The sequence below is a fragment of the Streptococcus infantis genome, assembly GCF_000960085.1.
Classification (GTDB): Bacteria; Bacillota; Bacilli; order Lactobacillales; family Streptococcaceae; genus Streptococcus; species Streptococcus infantis_C.
On the sequence record NZ_JYGT01000004.1, the window covers coordinates 56,467 to 69,443 of the forward strand.

10 protein-coding genes are annotated in these 12,977 nt (G+C 40.1%); all 10 read left to right on the forward strand.

The window, feature by feature from the left end; translation table 11 throughout:
• The first annotated feature begins 62 nt into the window (after positions 1 to 62).
• The 10 genes from TZ94_RS01405 (at position 63) to TZ94_RS01450 (ending at position 12,683) form a co-directional block, all read left to right on the forward strand.
• Positions 63 to 1,295, forward strand: a complete 1,233-nt coding sequence (locus tag TZ94_RS01405; protein WP_052689726.1) for an RNA-directed DNA polymerase — start codon at positions 63 to 65, stop codon at positions 1,293 to 1,295.
• Between the two features lie 238 nt (positions 1,296 to 1,533).
• Entirely contained in the window at positions 1,534 to 2,376 is an 843-nt protein-coding gene (locus TZ94_RS01410) for a TPM domain-containing protein (RefSeq protein WP_045613481.1), read from the forward strand.
• 39 nt (positions 2,377 to 2,415) lie between these two features.
• Positions 2,416 to 3,009 (forward strand): LemA family protein, encoded by a 594-nt coding sequence (locus TZ94_RS01415; protein ID WP_045613482.1) that lies wholly within the window; start codon positions 2,416 to 2,418, stop codon positions 3,007 to 3,009.
• A 179-nt stretch (positions 3,010 to 3,188) separates the two neighbouring features.
• Positions 3,189 to 5,702 carry a preprotein translocase subunit SecA gene (secA, locus tag TZ94_RS01420; protein WP_045613483.1) on the forward strand — a complete coding sequence of 838 codons (2,514 nt, stop codon included), beginning with the start codon at positions 3,189 to 3,191 and terminating at the stop codon, positions 5,700 to 5,702.
• A gap of 80 nt (positions 5,703 to 5,782) precedes the next feature.
• The gene (locus tag TZ94_RS01425) at positions 5,783 to 6,814 is read left to right on the forward strand and encodes a 3-deoxy-7-phosphoheptulonate synthase (RefSeq protein WP_045613485.1); all 1,032 of its coding nucleotides are present in this window, start codon (positions 5,783 to 5,785) and stop codon (positions 6,812 to 6,814) included.
• Between the two features lies 1 nt (position 6,815).
• Entirely contained in the window at positions 6,816 to 7,847 is a 1,032-nt protein-coding gene (locus TZ94_RS01430) for a 3-deoxy-7-phosphoheptulonate synthase (RefSeq protein ID WP_045613486.1), read from the forward strand.
• 45 nt (positions 7,848 to 7,892) lie between these two features.
• On the forward strand, positions 7,893 to 8,255 hold the full coding sequence (acpS, locus tag TZ94_RS01435) for a holo-ACP synthase (protein WP_025173302.1): 363 nt from the start codon (positions 7,893 to 7,895) through the stop codon (positions 8,253 to 8,255).
• Positions 8,245 to 9,348 (forward strand): alanine racemase, encoded by a 1,104-nt coding sequence (gene alr / locus TZ94_RS01440; protein WP_045613488.1) that lies wholly within the window; start codon positions 8,245 to 8,247, stop codon positions 9,346 to 9,348. The genes acpS and alr overlap by 11 nt, the downstream gene beginning before the upstream one ends.
• Before the next feature lie 24 nt (positions 9,349 to 9,372).
• Complete coding sequence (recG, locus tag TZ94_RS01445) at positions 9,373 to 11,388, forward strand: ATP-dependent DNA helicase RecG (protein WP_045613490.1); 2,016 nt, start codon at positions 9,373 to 9,375, stop codon at positions 11,386 to 11,388.
• 311 nt (positions 11,389 to 11,699) lie between these two features.
• Complete coding sequence (locus tag TZ94_RS01450; protein ID WP_045613492.1) at positions 11,700 to 12,683, forward strand: acetylxylan esterase; 984 nt, start codon at positions 11,700 to 11,702, stop codon at positions 12,681 to 12,683.
• The last annotated feature ends 294 nt before the right edge of the window (positions 12,684 to 12,977 follow it).

Consider the following 12,977-nt stretch of genomic DNA (forward strand, 5'->3'; position numbering starts at 1 on the left):
TCTCGGGTGGAGCATAAATATTTGTTCCACTCAGTCTGCCTACAATTTTAGGAGTATATATTATGAAATTTAACTCAATGTTTATAGAAATTAAACGAGGTGATAGACACGTTTACAAATTAAGGGATGAATCACTACGTTGTGAATTAGAAGCTTTAAACATTGAGATTATTAATAAATTTAATCTAAGTGTTCCAAACAGGAATGCTATTATTAAATCATTGATTCAATTTTTAAGTCAAGGGAATATTTATTGTAATCAATCTGATTTAACTGCAACACCTCAGAAGTTTTATATTATAAAATCAGATATTAAAAACTTCTTTCCATCCATCAATAAGCACAAGCTATATAAAAAAATAGTTAAATCATCTTTGTTAAAAGACTATAGTATCGAAATTATTAAAAAGTTTATTTTTAATGGTAGCATTTCAGGTATTCCTTTGGGGATGCCATTTTCTAATGCACTTTCTGAAGTATACTTAGAAGATTTTGATGATGCAATAAGGAGGGAGTTTGCTCCAATTTTTTATGTTAGATATGTAGATGACATATTAATGATAAAAAGTTATCCTAAAAATATGACTATTGATAAAGATAGTGAGAAAAATTTATTATTTAGTTTATTGAAACAAATTGATTTATCGGCTAATGAGAGTAAAACAGAGATATATGAATACACACCATCTATAGAGACTCTAAACTTTGAGTATCTTGGATATAATTTTAATATATCCGATCAAAAGGTACATATTGACATTGCTAAAAAAAAGTATGACAAAAAAGTATTAAATAGACTTACGAGATATTTTAAATATTATAAATCTTCCTCTCATACTGATGAAGATTTCTGGGTTCTTTATTATAGATTAAAAAATTTAATTTATGGTGTAACATCGAGCGGGGAAAAAGGTACTGATCATAAGTTAAAATTTGGAATTGGTTTTAATTATAAGTTTATTAATTCCGACCACAGATTAAAAGATTTATTGAAGGCATTTCATTATTTTAGAACTAAATATTCAAATTATTTTACCTCGGAACAAACCGCACGCCTATTTAGTCTGATTACTGTTGATTCCGGGGTAAATGGAAGAATAATTCTTAACCAATTTTCTGACACCAATGATATTTTACTTTTACTCAAGAAGAGAATAACTTATACTAAGTATTCAACAATAAAGTTAGAAGAAATTGCACAGCAAATTGGTTGTCCATCAATTGTCAGAAGTAACGATAGCTTGTATCGATATAATCTACAAATACAGATAATGAAAAAATTACGAATTCGTTGATTTAACTGAGAGCTCAGGCTCTCTTTTTTCTTCCCCTCCCCTCTTGACTATGAAGTAGTCATTTTCCTAATTATTCCTTGTTGATCTTGGAGGTGGGATAGATGTAGATCTAAACTTGTCATCAAATTAACATGTTTTCCTGGTTCGTGTCATGGTTTTGTAATGGAAACGTACTTTCTTTGTAAGATTCAAAATGCTATAATGCTCTAAACAATTTTCCTTGCATAAGGAGGTTATTATGAAAAAAGATAGATTGTTAAAGAATCCATTCTTGGTGCGTCTACTTGGATTGCTGATGGCATTTTTCTTCCTATCAGCATTCACTGCACCTGAAAAACCAGACTACGGTATTTATGACCCAAATCATTATTTGACAGAGGAAGTAGTTACTCAGATTCGTGATTTGAATGAAGCCAATAGTCAAAAGGCAGAAAAGCTTCAAATAGGTGTCTATATCGTAGACAGTCTGGAAGGTGAAAGCATTGAAACAGTAGCAAATGAAACCGCTAGGGCATGGAAGATTGGCTATTCAGGCGATAATTTTGGAACTCTCATTGTAGTAGCTGTTCAAGACCGTAAATCAAGAATTGAAACCAGTAATAACACCGCCATTAGAATAACAGACTATCAAACCAAGCAGATCTTGTCAGCCAGTCGTACAGATTTTAAAACTGGTGACTATAGTAAAGGAATTCTAGCGATTGCCAAAGGCTTAGACAATCAGTTTTATAGAGGAACTGGGACCTTCTCGTCTGATGATGGCTCCTCTGATATCAAACGTTATTCCGAAAGTATCAGTGGGAAAAAATCTAATCGAGATAGAACTAGTTCATCAAACCGCCGTCAAAAAAATGACCCCATAAAAGATTTCTTTATGTTCCTGACGATAATATATTTTATTGGAGTCATTATTGCCATTATCAGAGGTAGAGGTGGCGGAGGGGGAGACTCCTCTGACGGCGGCTGGTGGTTTAGTGACTCATCCGATTCGGGTTCATCTTGGTCTGACTCAGGCTCAGATTCTTCTAGTAGCTGGGACGGTGGTGGCTTTGATGGTGGTGGTTCATCTGATGATTGGTAATGTTCGTATGTAATTTAAAGAAATAAGTAGGTTTAAGAAATGAAAAATAAAGGAATTATTTATGTATTAAGTATTTTACTGGCTATTCTCTTGCTAGGTGGATGCTCAGTAGTAGGTACCTATAATGGTCTTGTATCAGAGCAAACCAAGGTTGAACAAGCACAGGCAGATGTAGCGACAGCCCTTCAACGTCGTTCGGATTTGATTGGAAATCTGGTAGAGTCTGTAAAAGGACAAATGAACCATGAAACAGAGGTCTTTACCCAAATCGCAGAAGCGCGAGCAAAAATTGGAACTGGCTCAGTCACCTCTAAAGAAAACCAAGAAGCTCAAGGAGAGTTGAGTTCAGCTATTTCACGTTTGCTTGTGTTGACGGAGAACTATCCTGAGCTTAAGAGTAATCAAAATGTTGAACAACTCATGACGGAGTTGGCTGGAAGCGAAAATCGTATTTTTGTAGCCCGCAAGGATTACAACCAGGCAGCAACTGACTACAATCAAAAATTAAGAAGCTTTCCAACTGTTCTCTTTGCTAATATGATGAACTTTAAAGAAGCAGAAACCATCAAAGAAAACGAAGAAGCCAAGACAGCTCCAAAGGTTGATTTTGGCAATTCTACAACCAAAGAATAGGCTTGAAATTTCTAAAAGAAAATTGATGATTAGCAATTGTTTGATCATTTACAAAAAAAGGCTCTAAATGAGCCTTTTTTATCTTGTATAAACATGGATTCTTTCTTGAAAAAGTTGGTCAAATATGCTACAATAAAAAGAACATTCTAAAATATTCAGAATTTAAAGTAAGGAAAAAAATGGCAAATTTATTAAAAACAATCATCGAAAATGATAAAGGGGAACTTCGCCGCTTAGAAAAGATGGCTGATAAAGTCCTCAAATACGAAGATGAAATGGCTGCTTTGACAGACGAGCAGTTGCAAGCTAAGACAGAAGAATTTAAGCAACGTTATCAAAATGGTGAAACGCTTGATCAACTCTTGTACGAAGCCTTTGCGGTTGTACGTGAGGGAGCTAAGCGTATTCTTGGACTTTTCCCATACAAGGTTCAGGTTATGGGTGGTATCGTTCTTCACCATGGTGACGTTCCAGAAATGCGTACCGGTGAAGGGAAGACCTTGACAGCGACCATGCCGGTATACCTCAATGCCCTTGCAGGCAAAGGGGTTCACGTAGTTACCGTCAACGAATACCTTACAGAACGTGACGCGACTGAGATGGGTGAGTTGTACTCATGGCTTGGTTTGTCAGTAGGGATCAACTTGGCAGCTAAATCTCCAATGGAGAAAAAAGAGGCTTACCTTTGCGATATTACCTACTCAACCAACTCAGAGATTGGTTTCGACTATCTTCGTGACAACATGGTTGTACGTGCAGAGAATATGGTTCAACGTCCACTCAACTATGCCTTGGTCGATGAGGTTGACTCTATCTTGATCGACGAGGCTCGTACACCATTGATTGTTTCAGGAGCGAATGCTGTTGAAACAAGCCAGCTCTACCACATGGCTGACCACTTTGTGAAGTCTTTAGATAAAGATGACTATATCATTGATATTCAGTCTAAGACAATCGGGTTGTCTGATTCAGGTATTGACAAGGCTGAAAGCTTCTTCAAACTAGAAAATCTTTATGATATCGAAAATGTGGCGTTGACTCACTTTATCGATAACGCCCTTCGTGCCAACTACATCATGATTCTTGATATCGACTATGTGGTTAGCGAAGAGCAAGAAATCTTGATTGTCGACCAATTTACAGGTCGTACAATGGAAGGTCGTCGTTACTCTGACGGATTGCACCAAGCGATTGAAGCCAAAGAAGGTGTACCAATCCAAGATGAAACGAAGACATCAGCATCGATTACCTACCAAAATCTTTTCCGTATGTATAAAAAATTGGCAGGTATGACTGGTACTGGTAAAACAGAAGAAGAAGAATTCCGCGAAATCTACAACATCCGTGTTATTCCAATTCCAACCAACCGTCCGATCCAACGTATCGACCATTCAGACCTTCTCTACGCTAGCCTCGATGCAAAATTCAAGGCTGTCGTTGAAGATGTTAAGGCTCGTTACCAAAAAGGTCAACCAGTCTTGGTAGGTACTGTTGCCGTTGAAACCAGTGATTTTCTTTCTAAAAAATTGGTTGAAGCAGGCGTACCTCACGAAGTATTGAATGCTAAGAACCACTACAGAGAAGCGCAAATCATCATGAATGCTGGTCAACGTGGTGCGATCACTATCGCAACCAACATGGCCGGTCGTGGTACCGATATTAAGCTTGGTGAAGGAGTTCGTGAACTTGGTGGTCTCTGTGTCATCGGTACAGAACGTCATGAGAGCCGTCGTATCGATAACCAGCTTCGTGGACGTTCAGGTCGTCAAGGTGACCCAGGTGAATCACAATTCTACTTGTCACTTGAAGACGATTTGATGAAACGTTTTGGTTCAGAACGTTTGAAAGGTGTCTTTGAACGTCTTAATATGTCTGACGAAGCCATCGAATCTCGTATGTTGACACGTCAGGTCGAAGCAGCGCAAAAACGTGTTGAAGGAAATAACTATGATACTCGTAAACAAGTCCTCCAATATGATGACGTTATGCGTGAACAACGTGAGATCATCTACGCACAACGCTATGATGTTATCACTGCAGAACGTGACTTGGCTCCTGAAATTCACGCCATGATTCGCCGTACGATTGGACGTATTGTAGATGGCCATGCTCGTTCTAAGCAAGATGAAAAACTCGAAGCAATCTTGAACTTTGCCAAGTACAACTTGCTTCCAGAAGATTCAATTTCACTTTCAGACCTAGAAGGTTTGTCAGACCAAGCTATCAAGGATGAACTATACCAACGTGCGTTGAAAGTCTACGATAGTCAAGTTGCCAAGCTTCGTGACGAAGAAGCTGTGAAAGAATTCCAAAAAGTATTGATTCTACGTGTAGTTGACAACAAATGGACAGACCATATTGATGCCCTTGATCAGTTGAGAAATGCTGTTGGTCTTCGTGGTTATGCCCAAAACAACCCTGTTGTAGAGTATCAAGCAGAAGGCTTCCGTATGTTTAACGATATGATTGGATCCATTGAGTTTGATGTGACTCGCTTGATGATGAAAGCACAAATTCATGAACAAGAACGTCCACAAACAGAACACCATATCAGTACGACAGCAACTCGCAATATCGCTGCGCAACAAACAAATCTTCCAGCTGATTTGGATCTAAGTCAAGTAAAACGCAATGACTTGTGTCCATGTGGTTCTGGTAAGAAATTTAAAAACTGTCACGGTAAACGACGTTAAAATTGACTAATTTTCAGGCGGATGCCTAGTGAAAACTGAATTTTCGCTTGGCGTCCGTTTGCTTTATAAGGAGATGAATGATGGTATTTACAGCAAAAAGCCCTAAAATTAATATTGAAGAAGTTCGTAGTTTGTCTAAATTAGAAGGACAAGCGCTGGCCAATAAACAGCAACGCGATCAAGAGCTTGAAGCGATTATTCGTGGTGAAGATCAGCGTATTTTGTTAGTGATTGGTCCTTGTTCATCTGATAATGAAGAAGCAGTTCTCGAGTATGCCAAGCGATTGGCAAAACTGCAAGAAGAAGTCAAAGACCGCGTCTTTATGGTGATGCGTGTCTATACTGCTAAACCACGTACTAATGGTGATGGCTATAAGGGTTTGATTCACCAACCAAATGCCAAAGAAGCACCTAGCCTCATCAATGGGATCAAGGCAGTTCGTCATTTGCATTATCGTGTTATTTCTGAAACAGGAATGACGACAGCAGATGAAATGTTGTACCCAGAAAACCTTCCTTTGGTAGATGACTTGATTTCTTATATGGCAGTTGGAGCTCGTTCGGTTGAAGACCAACAACACCGTTTTGTAGCCAGTGGAGCAGATTTCCCAACAGGATTTAAAAATCCAACATCAGGAAATCTCAATGTTATGTTCAACGGTATTTATGCGGCTCAAAATAAACAGAGTTTCCTTTTCCTAGGGAAAGAAGTCGAAACTACAGGGAACCCTCTAGCGCATGCTATTCTCCGTGGTGCCCTCAATGAATACGGGAAAAACATTCCGAACTATTACTACGATAATTTAATGGATACTATTGCCCAGTATGAAAAGATGGGACTTGAAAATCCATTTATCATCATTGATACCAACCATGATAACTCAGGGAAACAGTACATGGAACAAATTCGTATCGTACGTCAAACTTTGATTAACCGCGATTGGAATGAAAAGATTAAAAAACATGTTCGTGGCTTCATAATTGAGTCTTATCTAGAAGATGGTCGTCAAAATGAACCAGAGGTCTTTGGAAAATCTATCACTGACCCATGTCTTGGATGGGAAAATACTGAAGCTCTTGTTCGTGAAATCTACCAAAGACTAGGAGAATAATATGGCATTTATCGAGAAGGGTCAAGAAATCGATATTGAAGCGATTAAGGCGGAAACACAGCTATCTGCAGAAACATTGCAACATAAGGAAAGTCGTGACCAGGAACTAGCAGACATCCTTTCAGGAAAGGATGACCGCATCTTGTTGGTCATTGGGCCTTGTTCGTCTGATAATGAAGAAGCAGTGCTTGAATATGCTCGTCGTTTGGCAGACTTGCAGAAAAAAGTAGCCGATAAGATTTTCATGGTCATGCGTGTTTACACAGCTAAGCCACGAACCAATGGAGATGGCTACAAGGGCTTGGTTCATCAGCCAGATACTTCGAAGGCTCCAAGCTTGATTAATGGTTTGCAGGCAGTTCGTCAACTTCATTATCGAGTGATTACAGAAACTGGATTGACCACAGCGGATGAAATGCTTTATCCGGCTAATCTCGTCTTAGTTGATGACTTGGTGAGTTACCATGCAGTGGGTGCGCGTTCAGTAGAAGACCAAGAGCACCGTTTTGTAGCTTCAGGAATCGATGCACCAGTGGGAATGAAGAATCCAACCTCTGGAAATCTGTCTGTTATGTTTAATGCTATTTATGCTGCACAAAACAAACAAACCTTTCTCTTTCACGGCCAAGAAGTTGAAACTTCAGGAAATCCCTTGGCTCACGTAATCTTACGTGGAGCTATGAATGAATATGGGAAGAATGAGCCAAACTTCTACTATGAAACTCTTTTAGATGCTATTGGACGTTACGAGTCTATGGGGCTTGAAAATCCTTTTATCATGATTGATACCAACCATGATAATTCAGGGAAACAATATATGGAGCAAGTTCGAATTGTTCGCCAATCTTTGCTCAATCGTGACTGGAATGAAAAAATAAAGAAGACAGTTCGAGGCTTCATGATTGAGTCTTACTTGGCAGATGGTCGACAAAATCAACCAGAAATTTTTGGCTGCTCTATTACAGACCCATGTTTAGGATGGGAAAATACAGTAGCCCTGGTAGAAGAAATCTATTCTACCTTAACAAAATAAGTGAAAAGGATGGAGTTGGGGGTATCTCAACTCCTTTTGAGAAAAATGATAGTTGGACACGGAATTGATATTGAAGAATTAGCATCAATACAAAATGCAGTTGAAAAAAGAAAAGGTTTTGCCCAGCGTGTCTTGACAGACAAGGAAATGGAGCGCTTTTCCAGTCTCAAAGGTCGCAGACAGGTCGAGTATTTGGCTGGTCGTTGGTCAGCTAAAGAGGCTTTCTCAAAGGCTATGGGAACGGGAATTGGGAAGCTGGGCTTTCAAGACTTGGAAATCTTGAACAATGAAAGAGGAGCTCCCTACTTCAGCAAATCCCCGTTTTCAGGAAAAGTTTGGCTATCAATCAGCCATACAGATCAGTTTGTGACAGCTAGTGTTATTTTGGAGGAGAATCATGAAAACTAGTCCACATAGACCAACCAAAGCCCTCATCGATCTGGGTGCTATCCGCTACAATATCCAACAAATGGGAGCGCACATTCCCAAAGATACCCTCAAATGGGCAGTTGTAAAAGCCAATGCCTACGGACACGGAGCGGTAGCTGTTGCGACGGCTATCCAGGATGACGTCGATGGTTTTTGCGTTTCTAATATCGATGAAGCCATTGAACTTCGTCAGGCAGGAATTTCTAAGAAGATTCTTATTTTAGGAGTATCTGAGGTTGAATCTCTTTCATTGGCTAAGGAGTATTCCATTACCTTAACAGTGGCAGGATTGGAATGGATCCAGAAACTCATAGCTACAGAGCCAGACTTATCAGGTTTAACCGTTCATCTTAAAATTGACTCAGGTATGGGACGAATTGGTTTTAGAAGAACTGGTGAGGCAGCACAAGCTCAAGCTTTACTCAAGGAACATGGGGCTAATGTTGAAGGGATCTTTACCCATTTTGCAACTGCTGATGAAGAGTCGGATAGTTACTTTAATCAACAGTTAGAATGCTTTAAGGGAATCCTAGCTGACTTGCAAGAAGTACCAGAACTAGTCCATGCGAGTAACTCTGCGACTACTCTATGGCATGCGGAAACGATTTTTAATGCAGTTCGTATGGGAGATTCTATGTATGGTCTCAATCCAAGCGGACAAGTTTTGGAGTTGCCTTATGAACTAAAACCAGCCTTGACCTTAGAAACTGCTATTATTCATGTTAAAACAGTCCCAGCTGGGGCTTGCATGGGCTACGGAGCGACCTATCAGGCAGACAGTGAGCAAGTCATTGCTACTTTGCCAATCGGTTATGCGGATGGTTGGACACGAGATATGCAGAATTTCTCAGTGCTGGTGGATGGACAATTGTGCCCTATTGTAGGGCGAGTATCTATGGACCAAATCACGATTCGTTTGCCTAAGCTGTATCCATTGGGGACCAAGGTAACTTTGATTGGCTCAAACGGTGACAAGGAGATTACTGCAACAGATGTAGCAGTCTACAGAGGGACGATTAATTATGAGGTGGTTTGCCTCCTTAGTGATCGAGTTCCGAGAGAATATCATTAAGAAACAAAAGGAAAGGATAGGAGCATGAATTTACATCAACCCTTGCATGTCTTGCCTGGCGTGGGACCAAAATCAGCAGAGAAATATGCCAAACTAGGAATTGAAAACCTGCAAGATCTCTTGCTCTACTTTCCTTTCCGTTATGAAGATTTTAAAACCAAGCAGGTGCTAGAACTAGAAGATGGCGAGAAAGCAGTTCTGTCTGGTCAGGTGGTGACGCCAGCTAGTGTTCAATATTATGGTTTTAAGCGCAATCGCCTACGTTTTAGTCTTAAGCAGGGTGAGGTTGTGTTCGCGGTGAACTTCTTTAACCAACCTTACTTAGCAGATAAGATCGAGCTAGGAGCGACTTTAGCAGTCTTTGGCAAGTGGGATCGTGCCAAGGCAAGTCTCACTGGTATGAAGGTTTTAGCCCAAGTCGAGGACGACCTTCAACCTGTTTATCGTTTGGCGCAAGGAGTTAGTCAAGCAGGCCTTGTTAAAGTCATTAAAACCGCCTTTGATCAGGGACTAGATCTCTTGATAGAGGAAAATCTCCCTCAGTCCTTGCTAGACAAATACAAACTCATGCCCCGTAGTCAAGCTGTTCGTGCCATGCACTTCCCTAAGGATTTGGCAGAATACAAACAGGCCCTCCGTCGAATCAAGTTTGAGGAACTCTTTTATTTCCAAATGCAATTACAGACCCTCAAGTCTGAAAATAAGGTTCATGGAAGTGGTCTAGTCTTGAATTGGTCGCAAGAAAAACTAAGGACGGTAAAAGAAAAGTTGCCTTTTGCCTTGACCCAAGCCCAAGAAAAGAGCCTGCAAGAGATCATAACAGATATGAAGTCGGACCATCACATGAATCGACTCTTACAAGGGGACGTTGGTAGTGGGAAGACAGTGGTTGCAGGTCTAGCGATGTACGCAGCCGTAACGGCAGGGTATCAGGCTGCCCTCATGGTTCCGACCGAGATCCTTGCAGAGCAACATTTTGAAAGTCTAGAGAGTCTCTTTCCTGAGTTGAAACTAGCTCTTCTAACAGGCTCGCTGAAAGCTGCTGAAAAGCGCACGGTTTTGGAAACTATTACTAAGGGCGAGGTTGATGTAATCATCGGTACCCATGCCCTTATACAGGATGGGGTGGACTATGCTAAACTCGGTTTGATTATCATCGATGAGCAGCACCGTTTTGGTGTGGGGCAAAGGCGTATTTTACGTGAAAAAGGAGAAAATCCAGATGTCCTCATGATGACGGCAACTCCGATTCCACGAACCTTAGCCATCACAGCCTTTGGAGATATGGATGTTTCCATTATTGACCAGATGCCAGCTGGACGTAAACCCATCGTGACACGTTGGATCAAGCATGAGCAATTACCCCAGGTTTTGACTTGGTTGGAAGGTGAGATTCAAAAAGGTTCTCAAGCCTATGTTATTTCGCCCTTGATTGAAGAATCTGAAGCCTTGGACCTTAAAAATGCCATTGCTCTATCAGAAGAGTTAACAGCTCATTTTGCAGGGAAAGCAAAAGTTGCCCTCTTACACGGTAAGATGAAGAGTGATGAAAAAGACCAGATTATGCAGGAATTCAAGGAAAGAAAGACAGACATCTTGGTTTCTACGACAGTTATCGAGGTCGGGGTTAATGTTCCCAATGCAACAGTCATGATTATCATGGATGCTGATCGCTTTGGGCTTAGTCAACTTCATCAACTTAGAGGTCGTGTCGGTCGTGGGGACAAGCAGTCCTACGCAGTTCTAGTTGCCAATCCAAAAACTGATTCTGGGAAAGACCGCATGCGTATCATGACAGAAACGACCAATGGTTTTGTCCTTGCGGAGGAAGATTTGAAAATGCGAGGCTCTGGAGAAATCTTTGGGACCAAACAGTCGGGTCTACCAGAGTTTCATGTGGCCGATATTATTGAAGACTTCCCGATTTTAGAAGAAGCTAGAAAGGTAGCCAGCTATATCAGCTCCCTCCCTAACTGGCAAGAGAACCCGGAGTGGCACATGATTGCCTTGCATCTAGAGAAAAAAGACTTCCTGGATTAAGCTTTTTCTAAGAAAAATATAAGTTTGCTTTTAGGATTGTTATCTATACTAGAGTCATCAAAAAGAAACGAGGACTCTCTCATGACCATTAAAGTAAACTATCAAAAAACATTTTAAAAGGAAACTCAACCTTCTCCTAAATACTAAGAAAAGAGCGAAATCGCTCTTTTTTATTTTTTTTAAAACTACTTTCAGAGGGATTCTTGCAGGGGTCAGACATTAAATCCACTTTCCGTTTCCCTTTCTTTCTTGCATTGCTTCTCCATATGTGCTACAGTTATGATAACGGTTACAAAATAAAGGAGAATTCTATGAGAAATACAGCATTAGTAGAAGAAATGAAAACATATAAAGGAAGAGATGAAGTTCCTCAAGATTTTGATGCTTTTTGGGATGGTGAGATTGACAAGGTTTCGGTCTTACCTGAATACCAACTAGAGGAACGTAATTTTCATATTCCAAATGTGAAGTGCTATGAGTTAACCTTTAAAGGTACACGTGATGGTCTCGTTTATGCGCGTGTAGTTTTACCAAAATCAGAAGAGAGAGTGCCTGTCATTTTCCACTTTCATGGCTATATGGGACGTTGTTGGGATTGGACAGATATGCTAGCCTTTACCGTCGCTGGTTATGGTGTTGTATCGATGGATGTTCGTGGGCAATCCGGTTACTCACAAGATGGTTTGCGCTCACCACTTGGCAATACAGTAAAAGGCCATATCATTCGTGGTGCAGTAGAAGGAAAAGAGCAACTATTCTACAAAGATGTCTATCTAGATATTTATCAATTGGTTGAAATTGTAGCTAGTCTGCCTCAAGTAGATGAAGAGCAGTTGGCTAGTTACGGAGCTTCACAAGGTGGAGCGCTGGCTTTAGTGGCTGCAGGGCTCAATTCACGTATCAAACGAACTGTGGCTATCTATCCGTTCTTATCTGATTTTAGACGCGTATTAGAGATTGGAAATACCAGTGAAGCTTACGACGAGCTCTTCCGTTACTTTAAGTTCCATGATCCATTCCATGAAACAGAAGAACAAATCATGGAGACGCTTAGCTATATCGATGTGAAAAATCTTGCCCATCGAATCAAAGGTGAGGTGAGAATGATTACGGGTCTTGATGATGATGTCTGTTACCCAATCACCCAGTTTGCTATCTACAATCGTTTAACCTGCGAAAAGAGCTATCGTATCATGCCGGAATATGCTCATGAAGCCATGAATGTCCATGTCAATGATCAGGTATACAATTGGTTATGTGGTAGTGAAATTCCCTTTACCTATGTTTGCCAGTAAAAGTTTGTGAGATGAGCCTTGCCAAAGCAGGGCTCTTTTTGTGACAAAGCTCAGAAAGTAGTTTCAATTACTTCGAAGTCTAGAAACATATTGGGAAGTAAAATCTATTATATAGCAATACTCAAAAAGTAACATCTTTATTATATAATAAAGGTAAGATAAAATTTGAAAGGAGAAAATGGTCATCTTTTTGCAGCCAGAAAGAATGATAGACGCATCTAAAATCAAAAAGAATGGGAGACCATTCGATTGATACTTTTAACTTTCGATGTAGGAGAGTTAAAAATTTTAAGC

Excerpts from the sequence above, each read along its gene's own strand:
- TZ94_RS01405 (WP_052689726.1), top strand. The coding sequence starts at position 63 with ATGAAATTTAACTCAATGTTTATAGAAATTAAACGAGGTGATAGACAC.
- TZ94_RS01410 (WP_045613481.1), top strand. The coding sequence starts at position 1,534 with ATGAAAAAAGATAGATTGTTAAAGAATCCATTCTTGGTGCGTCTACTT.
- TZ94_RS01415 (WP_045613482.1), top strand. The coding sequence starts at position 2,416 with ATGAAAAATAAAGGAATTATTTATGTATTAAGTATTTTACTGGCTATT.
- secA (WP_045613483.1), top strand. The coding sequence starts at position 3,189 with ATGGCAAATTTATTAAAAACAATCATCGAAAATGATAAAGGGGAACTT.
- TZ94_RS01425 (WP_045613485.1), top strand. The coding sequence starts at position 5,783 with ATGGTATTTACAGCAAAAAGCCCTAAAATTAATATTGAAGAAGTTCGT.
- TZ94_RS01430 (WP_045613486.1), top strand. The coding sequence starts at position 6,816 with ATGGCATTTATCGAGAAGGGTCAAGAAATCGATATTGAAGCGATTAAG.
- acpS (WP_025173302.1), top strand. The coding sequence starts at position 7,893 with ATGATAGTTGGACACGGAATTGATATTGAAGAATTAGCATCAATACAA.
- alr (WP_045613488.1), top strand. The coding sequence starts at position 8,245 with ATGAAAACTAGTCCACATAGACCAACCAAAGCCCTCATCGATCTGGGT.
- recG (WP_045613490.1), top strand. The coding sequence starts at position 9,373 with ATGAATTTACATCAACCCTTGCATGTCTTGCCTGGCGTGGGACCAAAA.
- TZ94_RS01450 (WP_045613492.1), top strand. The coding sequence starts at position 11,700 with ATGAGAAATACAGCATTAGTAGAAGAAATGAAAACATATAAAGGAAGA.